We start from the raw sequence: 25,814 nt of genomic DNA, 5'->3' as shown, positions 1-25,814 counted from the left end.
GTGGTGTCCATCCGGGCCTCAGGGCGCGGGGGCCGGACGGACACCTGCAAGTCGTACGAAGCAGTGCCGCGAAAGTCCTCGACGGGACCGAGGAGGAACCGACGTGATGGACCAGCGAACCGTCGTGCAAGTGCAGGTGCGGGCAGAGGTACAGGCGCACGCACCTGCGCAAGCACACCGCCGGAACGACCAGCACCACCAGAACGACCAGCACGACCAGCACCACCGTCCGACCCGGGCGGGGGGCCTGGCATGAGCTCACTCCTGCTCCTGACCAATGCCCTGCAGCCCTCGACCGAGGTGCTGCCGGCCCTCGGCCTGCTGCTCCACAGCGTCCGGGTGGCGCCCGCCGAGGGCCCCGCCCTCGTGGACACCCCGGGCGCCGACGTGATCCTCGTCGACGGCCGCCGCGACCTGCCCCAGGTGCGGTCGCTGTGCCAGCTGCTCCGCTCCACGGGGCCCGGCTGCCCGCTGATCCTCGTCGTCACCGAGGGCGGCCTCGCGGCCGTCACCGCCGACTGGGGCATCGACGACGTCCTCCTCGACACCGCGGGACCGGCCGAGGTCGAGGCGCGGCTGCGCCTCGCCACCGGCCGCCAGCAGCTCGGCTCGGACGACTCCCCGATGGAGATCCGCAACGGCGACCTCTCGGTCGACGAGGCGACGTACTCGGCGAAGCTGAAGGGCCGGGTCCTGGACCTGACCTTCAAGGAGTTCGAGCTCCTGAAGTACCTCGCCCAGCACCCGGGCCGGGTCTTCACCCGTGCGCAGCTGCTCCAGGAGGTGTGGGGCTACGACTACTTCGGCGGCACCCGCACCGTCGACGTGCACGTACGTCGTCTGCGCGCGAAACTCGGGCCCGAGCACGAGTCGCTGATCGGCACCGTCCGCAACGTCGGGTACCGCTTCGTCACCCCGGAGAAGGTGGAACGGGCGGCGGCGGAAGCGGCCGCGCAGGCGGCAACCAAGGCGGCGGCCGAGGCCTCCGCGCGGGCTGCCGCGGCACTCACCCGGATGGACTAGGGAGCGCGTGGGAAGGCTGTGGGAATGACCTCCTCCGGACGCCCTGCCCAGAGGTAGGTCACCCCGCGTAGACTTCCGCGCGTGGCCAAGGTGACGCGGGATGACGTGGCACGACTTGCGGGTACTTCTACCGCCGTCGTGAGCTACGTCATCAACAACGGACCCAGGCCGGTTGCCCCGGCCACGCGCGAGCGTGTCCTCGCCGCGATCAAGGAACTGGGCTACCGCCCGGACCGGGTCGCCCAGGCGATGGCCTCGCGCCGCACCGACCTCATAGGCATGATCGTCCCCGATGCCCGCCAGCCGTTCTTCGCGGAGATGGCGCACGCGGTCGAGCAGGCCGCCGCCGAGCGCGGAAAGATGGTGCTGGTCGGGAACTCCGACTACCGCACCGAGCGTGAGGTCCACTATCTGCGGGCCTTCCTCGGGATGCGGGTCTCCGGTCTGATCCTGGTCAGCCAGGGCATGAGCGAGCAGGCCGCCTCCGAGATCGAGGCCTGGGACGCCCGCGTGGTCCTCCTCCACGAGCGCCCCGAGGCCATCGACGACGTCGCCGTCGTCACGGACGACATCGGCGGCGCGCAGCTCGCCACCCGGCACCTCCTCGAACACGGGCACCCGTACGTGGCCTGCCTCGGCGGCGTCGAGAACACCCCCGAGGTCGGCGACCCGGTGGCCGACCACGTCGAGGGCTGGCGGCGGGCCATGCTCGAATCGGGCCGCTCGGTGGAGGGCCGGCTCTTCCAGGCCCCGTACAACCGCTACGACGCGTACAAGGTCGCCCTGGAGCTCCTGGCCGGACCGGACCGCCCGCCCGCGATCTTCTGCGCTACGGACGACCAGGCGATCGGCGTCCTGCGCGCCGCGCGGGAGCTGCGCATCGACGTGCCCGAGCAGCTGGCGGTGGCCGGCTTCGACGACGTCAAGGAGGCGGCCCTGACGGACCCGCCCCTCACCACCATCGCCTCGGACCGCCCCGCGATGGCCCGCGCCGCGGTGGACCTCGTCCTGGACGACGCCCTGCGGGTGGCGGGCTCCCGCCGCGAACGCCTGAAGCAGTTCCCGTCGGCCCTGGTCATCCGCCGCTCCTGCGGCTGCCGCTGATTCCTCTTGATGCGCCGCTCGCGCGGTGCGGCCCTGGAGGGCCTTACCGGCTTCGCGCCGCTGCGCCGAACTCCGTCCGGCGGCGTGGCTGGTCGGCGCTGCGGCCACTGCCGTCCCGGCGCGGGCCCGGTGGGCGGGTGCGGCTGGGTGGCCCTGCGGGGCTGGGTTCCCCTACCCACCCTTCGCCCGTTCCCCGGGCTCTGCCCGGACCCGCTCCCTCGTGCGGCGCCGTTCCCGGGGGCCAGCCCCCGGACCCCCGCTCCTCAAACGCCGGAGGGGCTGGAATTGCTCTGCGGGCAGGTGCAATCGGAGGTCGCCCGAACCCAGCCTCGCCGGCGTTTGAGGCGCGGGGTCTGGGGCGGAGCCCCAGGGGGTCCGGGCAGTGCCCGGGGAACGGTGGAAGGGTGGGTCGGGGACTTTGCCCTGCAGGGTCCACCCGGCCGCACCCGGGGTGCCGGACCACACCCGGCCTTATATCGGGCATACACGGTTCTGTCGGGCTTCTCAGCGGGGACTCAGGAAGCTCTCATCATCGGCGGACACAGTCATATCCATGACCGAGAACCTCCGCCGCGAAGGCGAGTACCCCCAGGAAAACCGCCCCCAGCAGCCCGCCCCCTGGGGCGAGGACTGGCAGCGCGGTCGTGACCGGCTCGCGCAGGACGCCTCGTACCCGCCGCCGCCCTCCTACCCCCCGGCCGCCCCGGCCCCGGGCTGGCACGAGGCCCACACTCCCCAGGTCATCCAGGGCGAGACCGTCCCCCAGAACAGCGGCGGCGGAGCCGGCGACGGCTGGGCCACCTGGGGCGAGGCCGCCCCGGCGGCCCCCGCCCCGGCCCAGGGCCACGCCCGCGCCAAGCGTCCGGTCGCCCTCCTCGCCGCCGTGGCCCTCGCGGCCGCCGTCGTCGGCGGCGGAACGGCCGCCGCCGTCCAGCAGATGCTGAACAAGACCAACGGCACCGGCACCGGCGTCAACGGCAGCACCATCTCCCAGTCGAACAGCGGCACCGTCTCCGGCGTCGCCGAGAACGTCAGCCCCTCGGTCGTCCGCATCGACACCAGCACCTCCTCCGGCCAGGGCACCGGCTCCGGCATCGTGATCACCGCCGACGGCGAGATCGTCACCAACAACCACGTGATCGACGGCGCCGCCAAGATCCAGGTGACGATGAGCGACGGCAAGAAGTACAGCGCGAAGATCGTCGGCACGGACCCGGACAAGGACCTCGCCCTCATCAAGCTGGAGGGCGCGAGCGGCCTCAAGCCGGCCAGCCTCGGCAACTCCGACAACATCAAGGTCGGCGACGAGGTCGTCGCCATCGGCTCCCCCGACCGCCTCACCGGCACGGTCACCAGCGGCATCGTCTCCGCGCTCAACCGCGAGGTGAACGTCCCGAAGTCCGAGAAGCAGCAGTCCCCCCAGGACGGCTTCCCGTTCTCCTACGGCGGTCAGCAGTTCAACGGGAACACCGGCACGGACACCACCTCGTACAAGGCCATCCAGACGGACGCCTCGCTCAACCCCGGCAACTCCGGCGGCGCGCTCGTCAACATGAACGGCGAGATCGTGGGCATGCCCTCCGCGATCTACTCCCCCTCCAGCGGCAGCGGCTCCGCCGGCAGCGTCGGCCTCGGCTTCGCCATCCCCGTCAACACCATCAAGGCCGACCTCCCCTCCCTCCGCAAGGGCGGCCCGGGCGGTACCGGCAACAGCACCGACAGCGGCACCGGCAGCACCGCGAACGGTTTCGGGACCTCCTTCTAGCCCGACTTCCAGGCCGCCCGTGCGAGCCTGGTAGGAGACCGACCACCACCTGGGGGGACCCCGTATGACCGCCGAAGGCGACCAGCAGCGCATCCTCGTCGTCGACGACGAACCGGCCGTACGCGAGGCCCTGCGCCGCAGCCTGGCCTTCGAGGGGTACGGCACGCAGACCGCCGTCGACGGGCTCGACGCCCTCGACAAGGCAGACTCGTACGCCCCCGACCTGATCATCCTGGACATCCAGATGCCGCGGATGGACGGCCTGACGGCCGCGCGCCGGCTGCGCGCCGCCGGCAGCACCACGCCGGTCCTGATGCTGACCGCCCGCGATACGGTCGGCGACCGCGTCACCGGCCTCGACGCGGGCGCCGACGACTACCTGGTCAAGCCGTTCGAGCTGGACGAGCTCTTCGCCCGGGTGCGCGCCCTGCTGCGCCGCAGCTCGTACGCCGCCCCCTCCGGCGCGGACGGCAGGGCCGACGACGCCGACGCGCTGACCTTCGGCGACCTGCGCATGGACCTCGCCACCCGCGAGGTCACCCGCGGCGGGCGCCCGGTGGAGCTGACCCGTACCGAGTTCACCCTGCTGGAGATGTTCCTCGCGCACCCGCGCCAGGTCCTGACCCGCGAGCAGATCCTCAAGACCGTATGGGGCTTCGACTTCGAGCCCAGCTCCAACTCCCTGGACGTGTACGTGATGTACCTGCGCCGCAAGACCGAGGCCGGGGGCGAGCCCCGCCTGGTCCACACCGTACGAGGGGTGGGCTACGTCCTGCGCGCCGCCGGGGCCGGCGACACCGGCGGTCCGGAGTGAGCCCCACCGCCAGATTCCGTGCCCTGCCGCTCCGCTCCCGCCTCGCCCTGCTGGTCACCGTCGCGGTGGCCCTCGCGGTGGCGGCGGTCGCCGCGGTGTCCTGGGTGATGGTGCGCACCCAGCTGCGCGACCAGCTCGACCGGTCCCTGATGTCGACGAACGCGCCCGCCCAGGTGGGCCTGCTCATCCGCGACAACCGGCCGTGCCCGGAGAAGGCACCCGCCCAGAACAACCAGAACGTGCAGCCCGGCCAGGAGATCGCCTCGAGCCTGAACGCGTCCGTGCAGATCGTGACGGCCGACGGCAGCCACTGCTGGGTGAGCGGTCCGGCGACCCTGCCCGTCACCGAGACCGACAAGCAGATCGCCGCGGGCACCCGCGGCTCCTCCCTCCACGACGTGACCACCGCCGACGGCGTCGACATGCGCGTCTACACCCAGCCCGCGCGGCTCACGGCCAACTCCCCGCTGTTCGCCATCTCGGTCGCCAAGCCGCTCGCCGACATCGACAAGCCCCTGTCCACCCTGGCCTGGGTGCTCCTCTTCGTCTCCGGCGTCGGCATCCTCGGCGCCGGCGTGGCCGGCCTCTGGGTGGCCCGTACGGGCCTACGCCCGGTCGACGAACTGACCGGCGCCGTCGAGCACATCGCCCGCACCGAGGACCTCACCGTCCGCATCCCCGACGAGGGCGACGACGAGATCGCCCGCCTGTCGCGGTCCTTCAACTCCATGACGGCCGCCCTCGCCTCCTCCCAGGAGCGCCAGGCCCAGCTGATCGCGGACGCCGGGCACGAGCTGCGCACCCCGCTCACCTCGCTGCGCACCAACATCGAGCTGTTGGCGCGCAGCGAGGAGACCGGCCGGGCCATCCCGCCGGAGGACCGCAAGGAGCTACTGGCCTCGGTCAAGGCGCAGATGACCGAACTGGCCTCGCTGATCGGTGACTTGCAGGAGCTGTCCCGCCCGGACGCGGCCACCCCCGGCCCGCTCGGCGTGGTGGCCCTGCACGAGATCGCGGGCGCGGCGCTGTCCCGGGCCCGACTGCGCGGTCCGGAGCTGGAGTTCGACTCGGACCTGGCGCCCTGGTACGCACGCGGTGAGGCGGCGGCCCTGGAGCGGGCGGTGGTCAACGTCCTGGACAACGCGGTGAAGTTCAGCCCGCCGGGCAGCACGGTCACGGTGTCGCTGCGCGCGGGCGCGCTGACCGTACGGGACCGCGGTCCCGGCATCCCGGCCGACGACCTCCCGCACGTCTTCGAGCGCTTCTGGCGCTCCCCGTCCGCCCGGGCCCTGCCCGGCAGCGGCCTGGGCCTGTCCATCGTGGCCCGTACGGTGCAGCGCGCGGGCGGCACGGCCGCCCTGCGCGCCCCGGCGGACGGTGGCCCGGGCACGGAGGCGGTCCTCAGCATCCCGGGCGCCCCGACTCCGCCGCCCGCTCAGGCGTCAGTTGTGCCGGATCAGTGAGGCGACCAGGCCGGAGCGGGTGTTCGGGAAGTCCATCGGGACGATCCCGAGTCCGGTCCGGCCGGCCAGCTCGGAGCCGTCGACGAAGGCGTGCACCTGCGGGTTCAGCCGGTCGGAGTTCCAGCGGGGCGGCAGGGCCGCGGCCGTGCTGGTGTAGTTCATGAAGAACCTGCCGGGCTGCTGGACGGCCTTGCGGAAGTGGTTCTCGATCTTGCCCCGTTTGGCGAAGGGCTCGGCCATGTAGTCGTCCTGGATGTCGAAGACGTTGCCGTCGCCGTAGCGCAGGCCGCCGGGGAGGCCGCCGTTGTCGGGGAGCAGCAGCACCTTGCCGCGCACCTGGCCGAGGGCGGGCAGCGAGTCCGCGATCCTGAAGAGCGGGCTCCAGCCCCGGTTGTTCAGGTAGTCGTCGAAGACGGCGCGGAAGGTCGCGTTGCTCTCCTCCGAGTACTCCTGCTTGAGCCGCATCAGCACGGTCTCGGAGGGGTGCGCGGCGAGGAAGTTCCAGCAGGCGGCGAGGACGTCGCCGAACATCAGGTTCTGGTAGTACGCGCCGTGGTGGATCGCGAACGACCCGCCGCTCACCCGGCAGCGGACGTCGAGGAAGCGGATCCCGGAGCCGAGCTGGTCGGCGATGGAGGTGTTCTGACAGGCGACGTAGAGCCCGCCCCTGGTGGCGCCCGAGTCGTGGGTGCCGGGGATGGTCATCCGCTGGAGGGGGGTGGAGTCGCCTAGGCCGCTCATCCAGTCCTGGGTCGAGAGGGCGCTCGCCGCCGTGCCGGTGGCCCGGGGGGCCGCCGAGGCCGTCCCGGCGCCCACGCCGAGCAGGGTCGCGCCGCCCAGGGCGGCCGCCCCCGCGAGGAAGCCGCGCCGGCGCAGCCCCGTCATCGCGCCGCCCTCATCCGTGCCAACGCCCACGCCAACGCCCACGCCCATGCCCGCCCCTTTGCCGACCCAGTGGTGGCCCGGATTATGGCGTGCGGAGCCTCTCATTACTACCCACGGGTAGCGCTCAGCTTTCGAGCAACTCCGCCATCAGGCGCAGCCCTTGGGCGAGGGACCGGCCGTCCGGAGCGTGTTCCGGGTCGGTCAGGCACTGCACCATGACCCCGGTCAGCAGCGCGATGTGCACCGACCCGAGGCTCCGTACGTCCTCCTCCGCGACCTCCTCGACGGGGACCCCGCGCAACTGCGCGGCCACCATGCGCCGGTTGCGGCGCTGACCCTCGGCCAGGACGGCGAGCAGCTCGGGTGAGGACTGCGCGTGCACGAAGGCCTCGACGGAGGCGGTCCAGAGCCAGCGCATCTCGCCGAAGTCCCGGATCTTGCGGTCCCAGGTGTCGGCGTAGCGCTCCCGTGCGGTATCACCCTGCCCGGTGAGCCGGCCCGACCCCGCGGCCCACTCGTCCATGGCCGCGAACAGCGCCTGGTTGAGCAGCACCTCGCGGGTGCCGAAGTGGTAGCCGATCGCGGCCATGCTCACCTGCGCGGCCGAGGCGATGTCGCGCACGGTCGTCCGGAGGTAGCCCTTCTCCTCCAGGCAGCGCCGGGCTCCGGCCAGCAGGTCCTCGCGATTTCCCATGCCGGGATCGTATCCGCGCCCATTTTTGGGCAAGCGCCCTACACGGTTGTATTGCGCGGTTGCCCAAATCCTGGCAGGCTGAACCCAGGCCCACCGACCAGCACACACGGGGAGAGCGACGCCATGCCGAGCAACGCCATGCGCCACGAGCTGAAGATCGACGACCGCACCCTGTCCTACCTGGACTTCGGCGGTCCCGGCCGCCCGCTGCTCGCCCTCCACGGCGCCCTCTCCGAGGGCGCCCACTTCACCGCCCTCGCCGCCGACCTCGGCGAGCAGTGGCGGGTCATCGCCCCCGACCAGCGCGGGCACGGCGACTCCGACCTCGCCCCCGAGTACGGCCGCGCGGGCTACACCGCCGACGCCGTCGCCCTGCTGGAACACCTCGCCCCCGGCGGCCCGGTGCCCGTCCTCGGCTTCTCCCTCGGCGGGGTCAACGCCTACCACCTGGCCGCCACCCGGCCCGATCTGGTGTCCGCCCTGATCAACGTCGACGCCCCGGTGGAGAGCCCGAGCCGGGACGCCCTGTCCTTCTGGGACTTCCTGCACGACCTCCCGTACACCGCGCCCACCCGCGAGGAACTCCTCGCCGCCCTCGGCCCGCTCGCCGAGGGGACCGGGCCCTTCCTGCGCCCGCTGCCAGGGGGAGACACCGGCTGGCGGCTGCCGTTCGACCCCGCGGCCACCCTGGCCACCCTCACCGGAGACGAGAGCTCGCGCTGGGACGTCTGGCTCGCGAGCAGCTGCCCGGCGCTGCTCGTCCACGGGCTGCGCAGCGACGTGCTCTCCCGGGAGCTGGCCGAGGCGATGGTCGCCCGGCGCCCCGGGACCTCGTACACCGGCCTCGACACCGAGCACTTCGTGCCCTTCCAGGACCCGAAGGGCCTCGCGGAGGCCGTACGCGGCTTCCTCGCCGCGCCGTAGGACCCTGCGGGACGCCCGGGAACGCCGAAGGGGCGGCGGGCCGATGGCCCGCCGCCCCTCAAGAGGCAGGTACTGCTTGCTTCAGGTGTTACTTGATGATCGTGATCCGGTCCGCCGCCGGCGGAGCCAGCGGCGCGGCCGGCGAGGAGTGCGCGGTCAGGTAGGCGTTGAGGATGTCCAGGTCGGACGCGCCGACCAGCTTGTTCTTGTGCTCCTTCAGGACGGTGAAACCGTCACCGCCGCCCGCGAGGAACTCGTTCATCGCGACCCGGTAGGTCCGGGCGGGGTCGATGGCCGCGCCGTTCAGCTTCACCGAGTCCACGACGATGCGGTCCGCGCCCGCCTTGGTGGTGTCCAGGGTGTAGGAGAAGCCCTTGGAGATCTGCAGGATCTTCGGACCCGGACCGTTGACCGGCCCGCTGACCTGCTGCTGGAGCATCGTGATCAGCTGGGCGCCGGTCAGGTCCACGACGTTCAGCATGTTCGTGAACGGCTGCACCGTGTACGACTCGCCGTACGTCACCACCCCGTCGCCCTCGCTGCCGGCCGCCTTGTAGGCGAGGTCGCCACGGATGCCGCCCGGGTTCATGACGGCGAGCTCGGCGCCGCCCTTGGCCGCCGGGGCCAGGGCCTCCAGCTGCGCGTCGGCGATCACGTCACCGAGCGGCTTCTCGTACTCCTTCGAGCCGCGGCCCGCGATCTCGGCCGAGATGTAGCCCATCGGACGGTTCGCGATCGGCGCGGCCAGCGCATTCCAGCGCTGGATCAGCGTGGTCATGTCGTCGGCGGGATCCTTCCGGTTGACGACCTTCTGGACCACCAGCGGCGAGGCGACCGGCGTACGGACGATGTCCTTGGTCCGGCGGTCGTACGTGAGGGTGGTGTCCGTGAACAGCCGGCCGAAGGAGGCGGCCGAGGTGACCGTGCGCGGGTTGCCCGCCGGGTCGGGGATGTTGCACGCGTACGCCTGGTGCGTGTGACCGGTGACCATCGCGTCGACCTTCGGCGAGACGTTCTTCGCGATGTCGACGATGGCCCCGGAGATACCGGCGCCGGCACCGGGCACGTTGCAGTCGTAGTTGTACGCGCCGCTCGCGGGCAGGCCGCCCTCGTGGATCAGGGCCACGATCGACTTCACGCCCTGCTTGTTCAGCTCTTCGGCGTACTTGTTGATCGTCTCGACCTCGTCGCCGAACTTGAGGCCCTTGACCCCGTCGGCGGTCACGATGTCGGGGGTGCCCTCCAGGGTGACGCCGATGAAGCCGATCTTCACGTCCCCCTGCTTCCAGACGTACGTGGGGCTCATCATCGGACGCTTGGTCTTCTCGTCCACCACGTTCGCGGCGAGGTACTTGAACTCGGCGCCGCCGAACTCCTTGCCGTACTCGAAGCAGCCCTCGACCGGGTGGCAGCCGCCGTACTGCATGCGGCGCAGCTCGGTCTTGCCCTCGTCGAACTCGTGGTTGCCGACGCTGCTCACGTCCAGGTCGAGGCCGTTGAGCGCCTCGATGGTCGGCTCGTCGTGGAAGAGGCCCGACACCATCGGGCTGGCGCCGATCATGTCACCGGCCGCAGCGGTGACGGAGTACTTGTGGCCCTGGCGGGCCTCGCGCAGACGGGCGGCGAGGTACTCGACACCGCCCGCGAGTATGGGCGTGGCGGTGCCGTCGGCCTGAAGCTCGTTCACGTAGGCCGAGGAGCCCTGCGGGGGCTCCAGGGTGCCGTGGAAGTCGTTGAACGACAGCATCTGTACGTCGACGGTGCGGCCGTTGTCACGGCCGTATCCGTCACCACTCGCGGCTCCGGCCGGAAGGGCGGCGGCGATCATCGCACCGCCCGCCGTGGCAACGGCGAGAGCGGTGAGGGCCAACCGGCGGGTTCGGCGGTGCCGTTGTGGCGTCGCTGACATGTGGTCCCCTTTGCGGACAGCGATACATCTTGGGAGGTCTGGCGAAGCCTAGAGTCAACGCGCGTAGCGCGACAGGGGTACCGGGTATCGAGCTGGTTACACGCACGAGGCGAGCGCCCGTCGGAGGGGCTGTCCGCACCGCCTTCCGCGGGCCCCTCCGACGGCTGTCCGCACGGCCGTCGGGACACCCGTCGGGACGGGCGTCCGGGCCGCACCCCACCGCTCCCCCACCGTGGTCGTAGGCTCGGTTCCATGACTGACGACGCAGCAGTGGTCCTGGAGCCGGGACGCCAGATCCAGACCCTCGACGAACTGACGGACGAACAGGCCGACGCCGTTCTCGCCCTGATCGAGGACGCGGCCCGCACCGACGGCACCACCGCCGTGTCCGAGCAGGGCCGGCTCCAGCTGCGCGGCGGAGCCAGGGAGGGGATCCGCCACTTCCTCCTCACCGCCGACGGACGGCTCACCGCGTACGGGCAACTGGAGGACACCGACCCGGTGGAGGCCCCCGCCGCCGAGCTCGTCGTGCACCCCGCGCTGCGCGGGCGCGGGCACGGGCGGGCGCTGGGCACCGCCCTGCTGGCCGCCTCGGGCAAGCGGATCCGGGTGTGGGCGCACGGCGGCAAGTCGGCGGCCCGCCACCTCGCTCAGGTGCTCGGCCTGACCCTGTTCCGCGAACTGCGCCAGCTCCGCCGCCCGCTCGGCGCGGACTCGGCGCCCCTGCCGGAGGCCGTCCTCCCCGCGGGCGTGACCGTACGCGCCTTCGTGCCCGGCGCCGACGACGCCGCCTGGCTGGCCGTCAACGCGGCGGCCTTCGCCCACCACCCCGAGCAGGGCTCGCTCACGCAGCGGGACCTGAACGACCGCATCGCGCAGCCCTGGTTCGACGCCGCCGGCTTCTTCCTCGCCGAGCGCGACGGCGAAGTGATCGGCTTCCACTGGACGAAGGTGCACGCCGAGCAGCAGCTGGGCGAGGTCTACGTCCTCGGCGTACGCCCCGGCGCGCAGGGCGGCGGCCTCGGCAAGGCCCTCACCGCGATCGGGCTGCGCCACCTGGCCGGGGCCGGCCTGCCCACGGCGATGCTCTACGTGGACGCCGACAACCCGGCGGCCCTGGCCGTATACGCGGGCCTCGGCTTCTCCACCCACGAGGTGGACCTGATGTACCGCACGGAAAGCTGACCCACACACCGGGAGCCGGGGCCCCTACCCGGCTCCCCGACTCCCCGGCTACTCGGCTACTCAGCTACTCAGCTACTCAGCGCCCAGCTTGCAGGCGCTCTCCGCGGTCGCCTTGGTCACCCCGCTGCCCTCGGTCAGGCCGGTCACACACTCGTCCTGGGCCCCGGTCAGCGCGATGTAGCACGAGGCGCGGACGGATGCCGGAGCCTCGCCGCCCTTCAACTCCCGCTCGACCTTGCTGATGCAGGCCGAGACGTCAGCGGGGGCGCCCTGGGCGGCCGGGGCCGTCAGGGCCGCGCCCCCCAGGGCGAGGGTCAGACCGGTGAGGACACTTGCGATACGGATCGACGTGCGCATGGGACGTACCTGCTCTCCGAAACCACCGCGCGGCCCGACCCGACCCCGGCCTGCCCGGCCCTGGCCCTGGACCCGGACCCGGACCCGGGTACGGATCCGAACCTGCCCGGCCTTGGACCTGCCCGGCCCTGGACCCGGCCCTAGACCGGGACCCGGGTATGGACCCGAACCTGCCCGGCCCTGGACCTGAACCCGCCCGTGGCGGGTGCGCGGACCCGGGGCATGCCGGACCACGTGAGTAAACGGCGCCGAGCACGCGCGACCGCGTATGGCCCCGGGCCCGGTCCCCGTACCGGACCGGCTCGGCAGGACATCCCTCCCTCCTACCGACGCTAGAACACCCCCCGCCCCCACGCACCCGCTGGCGCCTGTGCCCGACCTACCGGCACGACCGCCACGACGAGCACGACCGCGTCCGCCTGCTTCGCCCGGCACAGCAACAGCTCTCCCGCCCCCACGGCGCAGCCGACCCGCACGCGGCGGCCTCGGATCCGCGGACGCGCTCCCGGGAGGCGCTCCCGGGAGGCGCTCCCGGGGGGCGGGGCAGCGGCCCTGACCCGCCCGGCGCAGCCGAGCCTCCCCCGCTCCCGGTCGGCACCAGCCGACCCCCGCACCAGACGACCCCCGCCCGGACCCTGGAAGCCATACGCCATTAACCGGGCATTAATGCGCGGTCGCGAAGCTGACCGCATGCAGCCCCGACTCCGACTGACAGCCGATCCTTCCGACGCGCCTGTCCTTCCGCGCGCGCGGAAGAATGGAGTCATGAGCCACAAGCCCAGCGCAGCCCCTTCCGAGGTCCCCACCCAGCAGCCGCCGAACAAGTTCGCGTCCCCCTCCGCGCCATCGGCCGCCGACGTCTCCGCAGCCGCGGCCGCCCGCGCCGCCACGCCCGAGGCGGTGGCCGCACGCGCGGCCACCGGCGCCCACGCCCGCCTGGGCTCGATAGCCGCCCACCGCCCGCACGTGGACCTGGAACCGGATCTCGACGCGGACCTGGACGCCTACGACGAGAAGGACACCGGAGAGCTGCCCCCGGGCCGCTTCCTCGACCGGGAGCGCAGCTGGCTCGCCTTCAACGAGCGCGTCCTGGAGCTCGCCGAGGACCCCGCCACGCCGCTCCTGGAGCGCGCGAACTTCCTGGCGATCTTCGCCAGCAACCTCGACGAGTTCTTCATGGTCCGCGTCGCCGGCCTCAAGCGCCGCATCGCGACCGGCGTCGCCACCCGTTCGGCCTCAGGCCTGCAGCCCCGTGAGGTCCTCGACCTCATCTGGACCCGCTCCCGCGAGCTCATGGCCCGCCACGCCGCCTGCTTCCAGCAGGACATCTCCCCGCAGCTGGCCGAGGAGGGCGTCCACCTCATCCGGTGGCCGGACCTCACGGAGAAGGAGCAGGCGCGCCTCTTCACCCTGTTCCGCAACCAGATCTTCCCGGTGCTCACCCCGCTGGCCGTGGACCCCGCGCACCCGTTCCCGTACATCTCCGGCCTGTCCCTGAACCTGGCCGTGGTCGTACGCAATCCCGTGAGCGGCCACCGCCACTTCGCCCGGGTCAAGGTGCCCCCGCTCCTCTCCCGCTTCCTGGAGGCCTCCCCGCAGCGCTACGTCCCGCTGGAGGACGTGATCGCCGCGCACCTGGAGGAGCTGTTCCCCGGCATGGAGGTGCTCGCGCACCACATGTTCCGCGTGACCCGCAACGAAGACCTCGAAGTGGAAGAGGACGACGCGGAGAACCTCCTCCAGGCCCTCGAAAAGGAACTGATGCGGCGCCGCTTCGGCCCGCCGGTGCGCCTGGAGGTCGAGGAGTCCATCGACCCCGGGGTCCTGGACCTGCTCGTGCAGGAGCTGAAGGTCAACCCGTCCGAGGTGTACCCGCTCCCCGGTCCCCTCGACCTCACCGCCCTGTTCGGGATCGCCTCCCTGGACCGCCCGGAGCTGAAGTTCCCGAAGTTCGTCGCCGGCACGCACCGCGACCTTGCCGAGGTCGAGTCCGCGTCCGCGCCCGACATCTTCGCCGCGCTGCGCGAGCGGGACGTGCTCCTGCACCACCCGTACGACTCCTTCTCCACCTCCGTGCAGGCCTTCCTGGAGCAGGCCGCCGCCGACCCGGACGTCCTGGCGATCAAGCAGACGCTGTACCGGACCTCCGGCGACTCCCCGATCGTGGACGCCCTGATCGACGCCGCCGAATCCGGCAAGCAGGTCCTCGTACTCGTCGAGATCAAGGCCCGCTTCGACGAGCAGGCCAACATCAAGTGGGCCCGCAAGCTCGAAGAGTCCGGCTGCCACGTCGTCTACGGGCTCGTCGGCCTCAAGACCCACTGCAAGCTGTCGCTCGTCGTCCGCCAGGAGGGCGACACGCTGCGCCGCTACTCCCACGTCGGCACCGGCAACTACCACCCCAAGACGGCCCGGCTCTACGAGGACCTCGGCCTGCTCACCGCCGACTCCCAGGTCGGCGCGGACCTCTCCGACCTCTTCAACCGGCTGTCCGGCTACTCGCGCCGCGAGACCTACCGCCGGCTGCTGGTGGCCCCGCGCTCGCTGCGCGACGGCCTGATCTCCCGGATCGACAAGGAGGCCGCCCACCACAAGGCGGGCCGGCCCGCGTACGTCCGCCTCAAGATGAACTCGATCGTCGACGAGGCGCTCATCGACTCCCTCTACCGGGCCTCGCAGGCGGGCGTGCCCATCGACATCTGGGTCCGCGGCATCTGCGCGATCCGCCCCGGTGTCCCCGGGCTCTCGGACAACATCCGGGTCCGCTCGATCCTCGGCCGCTTCCTGGAGCACTCCCGGGTCTTCGCCTTCGGCAACGGCGGCGAACCCGAGGTGTACATAGGCAGCGCCGACATGATGCACCGCAACCTCGACCGCCGTATCGAGGCACTGGTCAGGGTCGCCGACCCGGCCCACCGCGCGGCACTGGACAGGCTGCTGGAAACCGGCATGTCCGACCTCACCACCTCCTGGCACCTGGGCCCGGACGGCGAATGGACCCGGCACAGCACGGACAGCGAGGGCCAGCCGCTGCGGCACGTTCAGGAGATGCTCATTGACGCCCGGAGGCGCCGGCGTGGCTCAGCCAAACCATGACCTGACCGCGACGACGGCAGGCACCGTACTCGGTACGTACCTGCGGGCGCAGGCCACCGCATTCCTACGGGGCCTGCGCCTGCACGAGGAGGGCGCCGCGAGCGGCGCCGCCGAGGGCGGCGAGGCGGCGCGCAGCCTGCGGGGGGCTGCACGCCGGATCTCCTGCTCCCTGTCCACCTTCAGGGCGGTGGCCGATTCCTCCTGGGCCGATTCGCTGCGCACCGAGCTGGTCTGGCTCTCGGCGACCCTGGCCGACGAGCACGCGTACGCGGCCCGGCTGTCACGGCTGATGGACGCCCTGCAGCGGCTGTCGGGGAGCCCCGAGGTTCCGGCGCCCAGGGGTACGGCGGGGGCGCTGACCGTGGGCTCGGCCCGCGCGGGCGCCCTGCTGGAGCGCCAGCTCACCCTGGCCCGTACCCGGGCCCACTCCGCGACCCTGCACGCGCTCGGCTCCTCCCGCTTCCACGCGGTCGCGGACGCCGTGGCGGTACTGGCCTCCGAGGTCCCGCTGGACCCGGTGGCGGCGGGCGGCCGGGTGGACGACGTCCTGGTCCCCCTCGCCGACGTGGCTCATTCCCGCCTGTCCACCGCCGTGCACTCCCTCCCCGCCCCCTCGCCCTCGCACCCGTACGACGCGGACCACGACGGCTCCTGGAACGAGGTGCGCCGCCTGCTGCGCGTCCACCGCTACGCCCAGGAAGCCCTGGGCGGCGACGTGGCCCGCCTGACGACCGCCGGCGAGGCCCTGACCCGCCACCGGGACGCCGCGGAAGCGGCCGCCGCCTCGGCCACCGCGGCCCGCACCCCCCGCATCGCCCCGGCGACGGCGTACGCCCTGGGCGTCCTGCACGCGGACCAGCGCCACGAGGTGGAAGCCTCCCGCGCCACCTTCCAGCACATCTGGCAGCCGGCTGATTCCAGCCACGCCGGCGTCTGACCCCGCCGGCCCCGCCGACCCGCGCCGCGCACACCCGAGGCAGGTCACGCAACGGTAACGGCGGGATAACGGGAGATGACGCCGGATGCCGACCCCGTCCAGACACACCACTCCGTCCGCCACGGTTCACCATCCGTTCACTTACCCCGGTCGGCCGCTTCACCTGATCTGCCTAACTTCGTAGGAGCAGGGAGCGAGTCGCCGCGAACACGGACGATTCCTCCGGGCAACCGACGTAGTCCTCTTCGCACGCCGCCCCGATACAGAAAGCGGCCGGCGGCTTCTGGAAGGAAACACCCGAAAGTGAAGCTTCAGCGCAAGAACATGCTTCGTGCCTCCGCCCTCGGGGCGCTCGTCGTGTCCGGCGCCCTGGTCCTCACGGCGTGCGGCTCGGACGACAACACCAAGAACGACGCCGGTGCCTCGGGCAAGCCTTCCGCTGCCGTGGGCGACATCAAGTGCGAGGGCGCCAAGGGCAAGCTCCTCGCCTCGGGCTCCTCCGCGCAGAAGAACGCGATCGACCTGTGGGTGAAGAACTACATGGCCGCCTGCCCCGGCGTCGAGGTGAACTACAAGTCCTCCTCCTCCGGTGAGGGCATCGTCGCCTTCAACCAGGGCACCGTCGGCTTCGCCGGTTCGGACTCCGCGCTGAAGCCCGACGCCGTCGAGGAGTCGAAGAAGATCTGCACCGGCGGCCAGGGCATCGACCTGCCGATGGTCGGCGGCCCCATCGCCATCGGCTTCAACGTCGCCGGCGTCGACAAGCTGGTCCTCGACGCCCCCACGATCGCCAACATCTTCAACGACAAGATCAAGAAGTGGGACGACGAGGCGATCAAGAAGCTGAACCCCGGCGTCACGCTTCCCTCCACCGCGATCCAGGCGCTCCACCGCTCCGAGGACTCGGGCACCACCGAGAACCTCGGCAAGTACCTCAAGACCGCCGCCCCCGAGGCCTGGACGTACGAGGCCGCGAAGAAGTGGCCGGCCCCGGGTGGCCTCGGCGCCTCCGGCTCCTCCGGTGTCGCCTCGCAGGTCAAGGCCGTTGACGGTGCGATCGGCTACTTCGAGCTCTCCTACGCCTCCGCGCAGAGCATCAAGACCGTGGACGTCGCCACCGGCGCGGCCACTCCGGTCAAGGCCACCGGCGAGAACGCCTCCAAGGCCATCGCCGCCGCCAAGATCTCCGGCACCGGCAACGACCTGGCGCTGAAGCTCGACTACGCCACCAAGGCCGAGGGCGCCTACCCGATCGTCCTGGTGACCTACGAGGTCGTCTGCGACAAGGGCAACAAGGCCGAGACGCTCCCGACCGTGAAGTCCTTCCTGAACTACACCGCGTCCGACGCGGGCCAGAAGGTCCTGACCGAGAACGGCTACGCCCCGATCCCGGCCGAGATCAACGCCAAGGTCCGCGAAGTCATCGCGAAGCTCGCCTAATACAGACCCTCGGGACCACCGGTCCGCTCCCCCGTCCGGGGGGCGGACCGGCCCGGGGACCCTCCCCTCCACCCAGGGGATCCGGTGCACCGCCGCCAGGGGGCCTGCCCCCCATCCAGACCGGAAAGATCATGGCTTCCACCACACCCACCCAGATAGACACGGCTCCGCCCGTCTCCAAGAGCCGAAGGTCCACCGGCCGCGCCGGTGACAAGATCTTCGCGGGCCTCTCCAAGGGCTCCGGCATCCTGCTCCTGGTGATCATGGCGTCGATCGCCGTCTTCCTCACCTACCGCGCCTCCATCGCGCTGGCCGACAACGAGGGCAACTTCCTCACCACGTTCGACTGGAACGCGTCGGCCAAGCCCCCCGTCTTCGGCATCGCCGTCCTGCTCTTCGGCACCGTCGTCAGCTCGATCATCGCGATGGCCATCGCGGTTCCGATCGCCGTCGGCATCGCCCTCTTCATCTCGCACTACGCGCCGCGCAAGCTGGCCGCCCCCCTCGCCTACGTGATCGACCTGCTGGCCGCCGTGCCGTCGATCATCTACGGCATCTGGGGAGCCCTCTTCCTCGTCCCGCAGCTCGCCGGGCTGAACCTCTGGCTCGACCAGTACATGGGCTGGACCTACGTCTTCGACAAGACCCAGGTCGGCGTCGCGCGCTCGCTCTTCACCGTCGGCATCCTGCTCGCGATCATGATCCTGCCGATCGTGACCAGCGTCAGCCGCGAGGTCTTCCTGCAGGTCCCGCGCATGAACGAGGAGGCCGCACTGGCCCTCGGCGCGACCCGCTGGGAAGTCATCCGCATGTCGGTACTGCCCTTCGGCCGCTCCGGAGTCATCTCCGCCTCGATGCTCGGCCTCGGCCGCGCGCTCGGCGAGACGATGGCCGTCGCGACCGTCCTCTCCCCGAGCTTCCTGATCTCCGGCCACATCCTGGACCCGGGCGGCGGCACGTTCGCGCAGAACATCGCCGCGAAGTTCGACGAGGCCAACGAGTTCGGCCGCGACGCCCTGATCGCCTCCGGTCTCGTGCTCTTCCTGCTCACCCTGCTGGTCAACGGCGCAGCCCGGCTGATCATCGCCCGTCGCAAGGACTTCTCGGGGGCGAACGCCTGATGAGCCACGCACTCCAGGACCCGCGCCCCTCCCGGGCCGCCCGGTCCGTCGCCCCCGGCAGCCTGACGCAGGGCCACCTGCCCCGCTGGGCCCCGGCCGGCATCGCCGTCCTCTCGGTCGCCCTCGGCTCCGGCCTCGGCGCCCTCTTCGGGCTCCACAGCAAGATCCAGTGGGGTCTGCTCGCGGCCGCCCTGTTCGTGGTCATCACGTACACGGCCAGCTCGATCGTCGAGAACCGCCGCCAGGCCAAGGACCGGGTCGCGACCTCCGTCGTCTGGGTCTGCTTCGTCCTCGCCCTCGTCCCGCTGCTCTCGCTGCTGTGGACGACCATCAGCCGCGGCGCGAAGGTCCTCGACGGAGACTTCCTCGGCCACTCGATGAACGGCGTGACCAGCTTCGAGCCCGGCGGCGGCGTCTACCACGCCCTGCTCGGCACCATCGAGCAGGTCGCCCTGGCCACCGCGATCTCGGCCCCCATCGGCCTGCTGACCGCCGTCTACCTGGTCGAGTACGGCAAGGGCTCGCTCGCCAAGGCCGTCACCTTCTTCGTCGACGTCATGACCGGCATCCCCTCCATCGTCGCGGGTCTGTTCGTCCTGACGACGTGGACCCTGATGCTCGGCTTCGGCCCCTCCGGCTTCGCCGGCGCGCTGGCCCTGTCGATCCTGATGATGCCCGTCGTGGTCCGCTCCACCGAGGAAATGCTCAAGCTCGTCCCCAACGAGCTGCGCGAGGCCGCCCTGGCCCTCGGCGTGCCGAAGTGGCGCGTGATCCTCAAGGTCGTGCTCCCCACCGCCATCGGCGGCATCGCCACCGGCGTGATGCTGGCCGTCGCCCGCATCGCGGGTGAGACCGCGCCGATCATGCTGCTGGTCTTCGGCACCCAGCTGATCAACAACAACCCCTTCGAAGGCGCCCAGTCCTCGCTCCCCCTGTACATCTGGGAGCAGTACAAGGTCGGTAGTGAAGCCTCCTACGACCGGGCATGGGGCGCAGCGCTCGTCCTGATCGCCTTCGTCATGATCCTCAATCTGGTGGCTCGCGGCATCGCCCGCTGGAAGGCCCCCAAGACCGGTCGCTGACGCGATCAATGAAAGCGAAGTGACCACCATGGCAAAGCGAATCGACGTCAGCGGACTGTCCGCCTTCTACGGCAGCCACAAGGCCATCGACGACATCTCGATGACCGTGGAGCCCCGCTCCGTGACGGCCTTCATCGGCCCCTCCGGCTGCGGCAAGTCCACCTTCCTGCGCACCCTGAACCGCATGCACGAGGTCACCCCCGGTGGCCGCGTCGAGGGCAAGGTGCTGCTGGACGACGAGAACCTGTACGGCCCCGGCGTGGACCCGGTCGCGGTCCGCCGCACGGTCGGCATGGTCTTCCAGCGCCCGAACCCCTTCCCCACCATGTCGATCTTCGACAACGTGGCGGCGGGCCTGCGTCTGAACGGCTCCTTCAGGAAGTCCGAGCTCTCGGACATCGTCGAGAAGTCCCTCCAGGGCGCCAACCTCTGGAACGAGGTCAAGGACCGCCTGAACAAGCCCGGCTCCGGCCTCTCCGGCGGCCAGCAGCAGCGCCTGTGCATCGCCCGCGCCATCGCGGTCGAGCCCCAGGTCCTGCTGATGGACGAGCCCTGCTCGGCCCTCGACCCGATCTCCACCCTCGCCATCGAGGACCTGATCGGCGAGCTCAAGGAGCGCTTCACGATCGTCATCGTGACGCACAACATGCAGCAGGCGGCGCGCGTCTCCGACCGCACGGCCTTCTTCAACCTCTCCGCGGTCGGCCAGCCCGGCAAGCTGATCGAGCTCGACGACACGGACCGGATCTTCTCGAACCCGTCCGTGCAGGCGACCGAGGACTACATCTCGGGCCGCTTCGGCTAAACCGAGATGTTCACGAGCGTCCTGCGGTGCTGCATGGCGGTGCCACCGCAAGGCGAAAGGGCCGGCTCCCCCTGGGTGGGGGGAGCCGGCCCGCTTCTTTTCCCGGCCCCGCACGGTGGCGGGAAAGGCCCCGCCGGATCAGAAAGCCCCGCCGGATCAGCCGATCCGGCGGGGCTCACTGGTGTCCGTACGGCCGGACCGGTCACACGAAGGCGAGGTTGACCACCCAGAAGCTGAGTGCCGCGACGAGCGCCGCGGCCGGCATGGTGATGAACCAGCCCAGGATGATGTTCTTGGCGACGCCCCAGCGGACCGCGTTCACCCGCTTGGTCGCGCCCACACCCATGATCGCCGAGGTGATCACGTGGGTGGTGGAGATCGGCGCGTGGAAGAGGAACGCCGAGCCGAACATGATCGAGGCACCGGTGGTCTCCGCCGCGAAGCCCTGCGGCGGGTCCAGCTCGATGATCTTGCGGCCGAGGGTGCGCATGATGCGCCAGCCGCCCGCGTACGTACCCAGCGAGAGCATCACGGCACACGCGATCTTGACCCAGACCGGGATCGAGTCGCCCGCGTTCTGCACGTCGGCGATGACCAGGGCCATCATCACGATGCCCATGGTCTTCTGCGCGTCCTGCAGACCGTGGCCGAGCGCCATCCCGGCCGCCGAGACCGTCTGCGCGATGCGGAAGCCGCGCTTCGCCTTGTGCGGGTTGGCACGGCGGAACATCCACATGATGGCGACCATCACCAGGTAACCGACCACGAGGCCGACGACCGGCGAGATGAACATCGGGATGACGACCTTGTCGACCACACCCGACCAGAGCACCTCGGTGCCGCCCGCCAGCGCCGCGCCCACCATGCCGCCGAACAGGGCGTGCGAGGAGGACGAGGGCAGGCCGAAGTACCAGGTGATCAGGTTCCACACGATCGCGCCGACGAGCGCCGCGAAGAGGATCCACATGCCCCGGTTGCCGTGGGGCGTCTCGATCAGGCCCTCGCTGACCGTCTTGGCGACCCCGCTGCCGAGGAAGGCGCCGGCGAGGTTCATGACCGCGGCCATCGCGAGCGCGGCGCGCGGGGTCAGCGCACGCGTCGAGACCGAGGTCGCGATCGCGTTCGCGGAGTCGTGAAAACCATTCGTATACGTAAAGCCGAGCGCGACACCGATGGTCACGACCAGAGCGAAGGTGTCCACGAGGTTCAGGACTCCTTGACCGCGATGGTCTCCACCGTGTTCGCGACGTGCTCGAACGCGTCGGCCGCCTCTTCGAGCACGTCGACGATCTGCTTGAGCTTCAGCACCTCGATGGCGTCGTACTTGCCGTTGAAGAGCTGGGCGAGCAGCTTGCGGTGGATCTGGTCGGCCTGGTTCTCCAGGCGGTTGACCTCGATCCAGTACTCGGTCAGGTTGGTCATGGTCCGCAGGTGGGGCATGGCCTCGGCGGTCAGCTCGGCCGCGCGCGCCAGTACCTCGATCTGCTGCTCGACACCCTTGGGCAGCTCCTCCACGTTGTAGAGGACGACCAGGTCGACCGCCTCTTCCATGAAGTCCATGATGTCGTCGAGGCAGGACGCCAGGTTGTAGATGTCCTCGCGGTCGAACGGCGTGATGAAGGAGGAGTTGAGCTGGTGGAAGATCGCGTGGGTCGCGTCGTCTCCCGCGTGCTCCGCTGCCCGCATCCGCTCCGCGATCTCGGCCCGGGCGGACATGTCCGCTCCGAGCAGTTCCATGAGGAGCTTGGAGCCCGTGACGATGTTGTCCGCGGATGCGGCGAACATGTCGTAGAAGCTCGTCTCCCTGGGGGTCAGACGAAATCGCACGTGAGGTCCTCGGGGTGCATTGGATTCGGTCAGGCTGATGCTAGGCGCATCCCCCGGCCACGGCTAACCGGCCGTTCCCCAGTGTCCTCCATCAGGCAGAGTGAGGACCACGAGCCCCTGCCCCTGCGGCCGAGGGCCGGTACCCTATACCCATGAGGGGTATAGGTCCCCCATTCCGGACCACGGGAGGACGCATGACTGCCATCCAGGCGGAGGGCTCCGGAGCCACCACGGCCGCGGACACGGCCACGGGCGCCGACACGGGTACGACCGCGGACACGGGCCCCGGCACGGTCCACGGCTACCACCACCAGAAGGACGAGCACCTCAAGCGCCTGCGCCGGATCGAGGGCCAGATCCGGGGCCTCCAGCGCCTCGTCGACGAGGACGTCTACTGCATCGACATACTCACCCAGGTCTCGGCGAGCACGAAGGCGCTCCAGTCCTTCGCGCTCCAGCTGCTGGAGGAGCACCTGCGGCACTGCGTCGCCGACGCGGCCGTCAAGGGCGGGGGAGAGATCGACGCCAAGGTCGAGGAAGCGACGAAGGCGATCGCCAGGCTGCTGCGCACCTGACCGGGGGAACGGGGGTCAGCCGGACCACACGCCCATCAGCACCTCGTCGATCCGGTCCTGGCTGAGTCTCTCCTCGGCCACGGCCGACGCCGCGATGATCAGCTCTCCGCACAGTTCGATCTCGGCCAGAGCCACGAGGTCCTGCACCGTCGAACCGCCTGCGGGAGTCACGCGCGTCACCTCAATCTGCCGTCGTCCGGTCGCCGGCGCTCGGCTTCTCAGCGTAGGGAGCGCGCGGCGCGGCGCACATGACACGGATGGACCATTTCCGGCCCCCCCACACCGGGCGGACGGCCGGCCATGGCCCGATCCCGCCTCCGCCGGGGGCTCCGGCCGGCTAATCGGCGATCTTCCCGGCGTAAATGTCCCCCTCGTCCGGCAGGACGACGGTGACCGGGGTCCCGAAGCCGTAGAGCAGCGTGGTGGAGGACACATCGATCACGCCGTTGTTGACGTACGTGAAGCGATGGCGGACCTTGCGCAGCAGCCCCTCGGAGTCGAGGTAGGCGTCGAAGGGCACCGCACCCTTGCTGAACCCTTTCGCCGCCGCCTCCAGCGCCCCCTTCACCGCCGGTGAGGCCTGCGCCGCGGCCCGCCCGATGTCCGTCGTACCCCGGTAGTGCCGCACCTTGGTCCCGGCCACCTCGGTCTCGCCCACGTACGTCACCTCCTGCGCCCCGCGCAGCAGCTCCGCGGCGGCCATCGGGTCGGTGGCCCCGCCGGTGACGAGGTTCCCGTCGGCGAGGGCCGTCGTGTCGACCCGGACCCACTTGTCGTCGGGGACGCCCGCGCCCCGGTTCTTCATGTAGAGCGCGCCCGGTACGAGCAGCTCCGTGATGGGCCGGTGTTCCGCCTTGCCCTTGGCGTCGTCGGGGAGCATGACCAGCAGCTGCCCCATCCGGTTCTTGAAGTCGACCCCGCCCTCGCCCCGGATCGTGACCCGGGTGCCGCCGGTCGCCATCTCCATGGCCGTACGGGTCTGCGCGCTCCCGGTCCTGAGCAGCGCGTCGGCGGCTGCGCGGACCGTCGCCGCGGGGTCGTCGGCGGGCCGGGCGTCGTCGCCCGCCACGGCGTCGCCACCGCATCCGCTCAACGCCGCCACCGTCAGGGCCAGGCCGACCGCGGCCGCAGCCCGACCCGCGCGACCCCGCCTCCGCCTGTGCTGGTCCACCACCATCGCCTGCCAACCCCCAACGCGTGACCGCTGTTTGCCCGAGGCCCCCACCCGCTCCGCTTAACGAGGTCCCGGGCCTCCCGTCACGGCCACGACCCCCTCGCGCCGGGCCAGTGCCCCGCCCGCCCCCGGCCCGGTACCTTGGTGGAGTGGAACCGCACACCGAAGCGACTCTCGTCCCTCCGCTTGCCGCAGTGCCGCTGCCCCGCACCCCCGGTCCCGGCACTGACCCGGCGCCGACGCCATCCGCCGACCACGCCACGAGCACCTCCGAACGGGGCTCCTTCAGCCTGGCCGCCTGTACGTGCGGCTGGCGCGGCCCGGCCCGCCGCTCCCGCGACCTGGCCCGCAAGGACGCCACCGGCCACGCCCCGCAGTAGCCCGGGGCTTCCCGCGAAGGGCCCGGCTCCGGCACACCGCCGGTCCGGACCTGGCCGAACCCCCGACCGCGCCCCTGGCCGCCGACTGGGTCGCCCGATCGGACGGCCCGGCTGGCCGACGCGCCCGGGACCGGTTGCCCTTGACTCATGCCCGGACCCGCGCCCCGACTCGCCGCCCTCATCTGGGCCCTGCTGATCGCGTTCGTCCCCGCCACCCCGGCCGGGGCCAGCCCCGTGGGCACGGCGGACGGGCCCGGCGACATCGCCCTGGCCATCGGAGTCACCACCACCGCGGCCGCCGCGACCGGCCTGTGGCTGCGCTCCCGCTACCGGCGCGCCGACGCCGAGGCGCATGCCGACGCCGCGGAGCCCGGCGGCGACCGGTGACCCCGCCCCCGCGCTCCCGTCCGGCGGCGGTCCGCGTCTGCTTCGCGGTCGCGGCGCTGTGCCTGCTGGCGGCCGTGGTGCTGAGCGTCTGGGACTCGTACCGCATCGGCTGACGCGCCGGGCACCGCCCGGGTCAGCGCGTCAGGCGGCGAGGTCGCTCTCGTGCCCGCGCCCCGCCGGCTCCGTCGCCGCGAGGCCCACCGGCCGGGCCACCACGCGGTCGCGCGACCGGACCAGTACGCCGAGCCGCGGGGACCGGGCCACCGCCCGCACCGCCGGGGTCAGCAGCGCCATCGCGAGCGGCGCGAGCAGCAGCACCACCGCGGTGCCCAGGGCGAGCCCGCCGATGACGTCGGTCGGATAGTGCAGGCCCATGTAGACCCGCGTGAACCCCTCCAGCAGGGCCAGTCCGATCCCGATGGAGCCGAGCCTGCGGTGGGCGACGAACAGGCCGACGCCGAGCGCCATCGCGAGCGTCGCGTGGTCGCTGACGAAGGAGAAGGCGCCGGGGCCGAGCCCGGCGCCGGATTCCAGCACCTCGACCCCGCCGTGCTGCGCGGCTGGCCGCGGCCGGCCCACGAACTCCCGCAGCGGAACGTTCAGGAGGAGTGCGGCCCCGGCGGCGAGCGGGGCCCACACGAGCGCCGCGAAGGATTCGACGGCGGCGGGCTCGTCCTGCCGGCGCGCTCCGCGCCAGCACCACAGCACCAGGAGCAGGAGGGCCAGCAGGATCCCGTACTCGCCGAGGACCGCGACCGTCCGGTCCAGCCAGCCCGGGGCTTGCCGCGCCAGTCCGTTGATCTCGTACAGCAGGCTTACATCCACGTTCGGCCCACCTGTTGTGAGTCCAGCCATGGTGATGCGGCC

Annotated in this window: 25 protein-coding genes; 16 read left to right on the top strand and 9 right to left on the bottom strand. The window is 71.5% G+C overall.

Features of this window, described 5'->3' with window-relative positions:
• Positions 1-252: 252 nt before the first annotated feature.
• From OHA37_RS20510 to OHA37_RS20490, 5 genes are all read left to right on the top strand, one after another.
• Complete coding sequence (locus OHA37_RS20510) at positions 253-1,023, top strand: response regulator transcription factor (RefSeq protein ID WP_243339450.1); 771 nt, start codon at positions 253-255, stop codon at positions 1,021-1,023.
• Between the two features lie 81 nt (positions 1,024-1,104).
• A complete protein-coding gene (locus OHA37_RS20505) occupies positions 1,105-2,127 on the top strand; it encodes a LacI family DNA-binding transcriptional regulator (protein WP_266907285.1) in 1,023 nt (340 codons plus the stop codon).
• A gap of 553 nt (positions 2,128-2,680) precedes the next feature.
• Entirely contained in the window at positions 2,681-3,892 is a 1,212-nt protein-coding gene (locus OHA37_RS20500; protein WP_266907283.1) for a S1C family serine protease, read from the top strand.
• Positions 3,893-3,956: 64 nt separating this feature from the next.
• Complete coding sequence (locus tag OHA37_RS20495) at positions 3,957-4,706, top strand: response regulator transcription factor (RefSeq protein WP_266907282.1); 750 nt, start codon at positions 3,957-3,959, stop codon at positions 4,704-4,706.
• Positions 4,703-6,169: a sensor histidine kinase gene (locus OHA37_RS20490; RefSeq protein WP_266907280.1), complete on the top strand. Its 1,467-nt coding sequence runs from the start codon at positions 4,703-4,705 to the stop codon at positions 6,167-6,169. The genes OHA37_RS20495 and OHA37_RS20490 overlap by 4 nt, the downstream gene beginning before the upstream one ends.
• Here the strand turns inward: OHA37_RS20490 and OHA37_RS20485 are convergent.
• A complete protein-coding gene (locus tag OHA37_RS20485; protein ID WP_266907278.1) occupies positions 6,149-7,102 on the bottom strand; it encodes a phosphatidylinositol-specific phospholipase C in 954 nt (317 codons plus the stop codon). The two genes, OHA37_RS20490 and OHA37_RS20485, sit on opposite strands and share 21 nt — an antisense overlap.
• A 76-nt stretch (positions 7,103-7,178) precedes the next feature.
• The gene (locus tag OHA37_RS20480) at positions 7,179-7,748 is read right to left on the bottom strand and encodes a TetR/AcrR family transcriptional regulator (protein ID WP_266907276.1); all 570 of its coding nucleotides are present in this window, start codon (positions 7,746-7,748) and stop codon (positions 7,179-7,181) included.
• 123 nt (positions 7,749-7,871) lie between these two features.
• Between OHA37_RS20480 and OHA37_RS20475 the strand changes: the two genes are divergently transcribed.
• Positions 7,872-8,672 carry an alpha/beta fold hydrolase gene (locus tag OHA37_RS20475; RefSeq protein ID WP_266907274.1) on the top strand — a complete coding sequence of 267 codons (801 nt, stop codon included), beginning with the start codon at positions 7,872-7,874 and terminating at the stop codon, positions 8,670-8,672.
• A gap of 88 nt (positions 8,673-8,760) precedes the next feature.
• Here the strand turns inward: OHA37_RS20475 and OHA37_RS20470 are convergent, their stop codons facing one another.
• Positions 8,761-10,581 (bottom strand): bifunctional metallophosphatase/5'-nucleotidase, encoded by a 1,821-nt coding sequence (locus tag OHA37_RS20470; RefSeq protein WP_266907272.1) that lies wholly within the window; start codon positions 10,579-10,581, stop codon positions 8,761-8,763.
• Between the two features lie 252 nt (positions 10,582-10,833).
• Between OHA37_RS20470 and mshD the strand changes: the two genes are divergently transcribed.
• On the top strand, positions 10,834-11,766 hold the full coding sequence (gene mshD / locus OHA37_RS20465) for a mycothiol synthase (RefSeq protein WP_266907270.1): 933 nt from the start codon (positions 10,834-10,836) through the stop codon (positions 11,764-11,766).
• A 72-nt stretch (positions 11,767-11,838) separates the two neighbouring features.
• Here the strand turns inward: mshD and OHA37_RS20460 are convergent, their stop codons facing one another.
• A complete protein-coding gene (locus OHA37_RS20460) occupies positions 11,839-12,123 on the bottom strand; it encodes a hypothetical protein (RefSeq protein ID WP_266907268.1) in 285 nt (94 codons plus the stop codon).
• Positions 12,124-12,888: 765 nt separating this feature from the next.
• Here OHA37_RS20460 and OHA37_RS20455 point away from each other — a divergent pair.
• From OHA37_RS20455 to pstB, 6 genes are all read left to right on the top strand, one after another.
• The gene (locus OHA37_RS20455; RefSeq protein ID WP_266907266.1) at positions 12,889-15,219 is read left to right on the top strand and encodes an RNA degradosome polyphosphate kinase; all 2,331 of its coding nucleotides are present in this window, start codon (positions 12,889-12,891) and stop codon (positions 15,217-15,219) included.
• A complete protein-coding gene (locus OHA37_RS20450) occupies positions 15,200-16,156 on the top strand; it encodes a CHAD domain-containing protein (RefSeq protein ID WP_266907264.1) in 957 nt (318 codons plus the stop codon). The genes OHA37_RS20455 and OHA37_RS20450 overlap by 20 nt, the downstream gene beginning before the upstream one ends.
• 303 nt (positions 16,157-16,459) lie before the next feature.
• The gene (pstS, locus tag OHA37_RS20445) at positions 16,460-17,596 is read left to right on the top strand and encodes a phosphate ABC transporter substrate-binding protein PstS (RefSeq protein ID WP_266907262.1); all 1,137 of its coding nucleotides are present in this window, start codon (positions 16,460-16,462) and stop codon (positions 17,594-17,596) included.
• A 131-nt stretch (positions 17,597-17,727) separates the two neighbouring features.
• A complete protein-coding gene (gene pstC, locus OHA37_RS20440; RefSeq protein ID WP_266907260.1) occupies positions 17,728-18,717 on the top strand; it encodes a phosphate ABC transporter permease subunit PstC in 990 nt (329 codons plus the stop codon).
• Positions 18,717-19,799, top strand: a complete 1,083-nt coding sequence (gene pstA / locus OHA37_RS20435) for a phosphate ABC transporter permease PstA (protein ID WP_266907258.1) — start codon at positions 18,717-18,719, stop codon at positions 19,797-19,799. The genes pstC and pstA overlap by 1 nt, the downstream gene beginning before the upstream one ends.
• Positions 19,800-19,827: 28 nt before the next feature.
• Entirely contained in the window at positions 19,828-20,604 is a 777-nt protein-coding gene (pstB, locus tag OHA37_RS20430) for a phosphate ABC transporter ATP-binding protein PstB (protein WP_266907256.1), read from the top strand.
• Positions 20,605-20,806: 202 nt separating this feature from the next.
• Here the strand turns inward: pstB and OHA37_RS20425 are convergent, their stop codons facing one another.
• Positions 20,807-21,805, bottom strand: coding sequence for an inorganic phosphate transporter (locus OHA37_RS20425; protein ID WP_266907254.1), 999 nt, complete (start codon positions 21,803-21,805; stop codon positions 20,807-20,809).
• Positions 21,806-21,810: 5 nt separating this feature from the next.
• Complete coding sequence (locus OHA37_RS20420; RefSeq protein WP_266907252.1) at positions 21,811-22,431, bottom strand: DUF47 domain-containing protein; 621 nt, start codon at positions 22,429-22,431, stop codon at positions 21,811-21,813.
• A gap of 194 nt (positions 22,432-22,625) precedes the next feature.
• Between OHA37_RS20420 and OHA37_RS20415 the strand changes: the two genes are divergently transcribed.
• Positions 22,626-23,006 (top strand): metal-sensitive transcriptional regulator, encoded by a 381-nt coding sequence (locus tag OHA37_RS20415; protein ID WP_266907250.1) that lies wholly within the window; start codon positions 22,626-22,628, stop codon positions 23,004-23,006.
• A gap of 15 nt (positions 23,007-23,021) precedes the next feature.
• On the opposite strand, the gene OHA37_RS20410 is transcribed toward OHA37_RS20415, so the two are convergent.
• A complete protein-coding gene (locus OHA37_RS20410) occupies positions 23,022-23,177 on the bottom strand; it encodes a hypothetical protein (protein WP_250744641.1) in 156 nt (51 codons plus the stop codon).
• Positions 23,178-23,343: 166 nt separating this feature from the next.
• Positions 23,344-24,183 carry a hypothetical protein gene (locus OHA37_RS20405; RefSeq protein WP_266907248.1) on the bottom strand — a complete coding sequence of 280 codons (840 nt, stop codon included), beginning with the start codon at positions 24,181-24,183 and terminating at the stop codon, positions 23,344-23,346.
• Positions 24,184-24,329: 146 nt separating this feature from the next.
• Here OHA37_RS20405 and OHA37_RS20400 point away from each other — a divergent pair, with 146 nt between their 5' ends.
• Together OHA37_RS20400 and OHA37_RS20395 are read left to right on the top strand one after the other, a co-directional pair.
• Positions 24,330-24,560 carry a hypothetical protein gene (locus OHA37_RS20400; protein ID WP_443046188.1) on the top strand — a complete coding sequence of 77 codons (231 nt, stop codon included), beginning with the start codon at positions 24,330-24,332 and terminating at the stop codon, positions 24,558-24,560.
• Positions 24,561-24,707: 147 nt separating this feature from the next.
• A complete protein-coding gene (locus OHA37_RS20395; protein ID WP_266907246.1) occupies positions 24,708-24,947 on the top strand; it encodes a hypothetical protein in 240 nt (79 codons plus the stop codon).
• Positions 24,948-25,088: 141 nt separating this feature from the next.
• On the opposite strand, the gene OHA37_RS20390 is transcribed toward OHA37_RS20395, so the two are convergent.
• Entirely contained in the window at positions 25,089-25,802 is a 714-nt protein-coding gene (locus OHA37_RS20390) for a phosphatase PAP2 family protein (RefSeq protein WP_266907244.1), read from the bottom strand.
• Between the last annotated feature and the right edge of the window lie 12 nt (positions 25,803-25,814).

The organism is Streptomyces sp. NBC_00335 (genome assembly GCF_036127095.1).
Taxonomy (GTDB): Bacteria; Actinomycetota; Actinomycetes; order Streptomycetales; family Streptomycetaceae; genus Streptomyces.
Note: the sequence above shows the minus strand (reverse complement) of the source record. Positions and strands in the feature narration are given on the sequence as shown.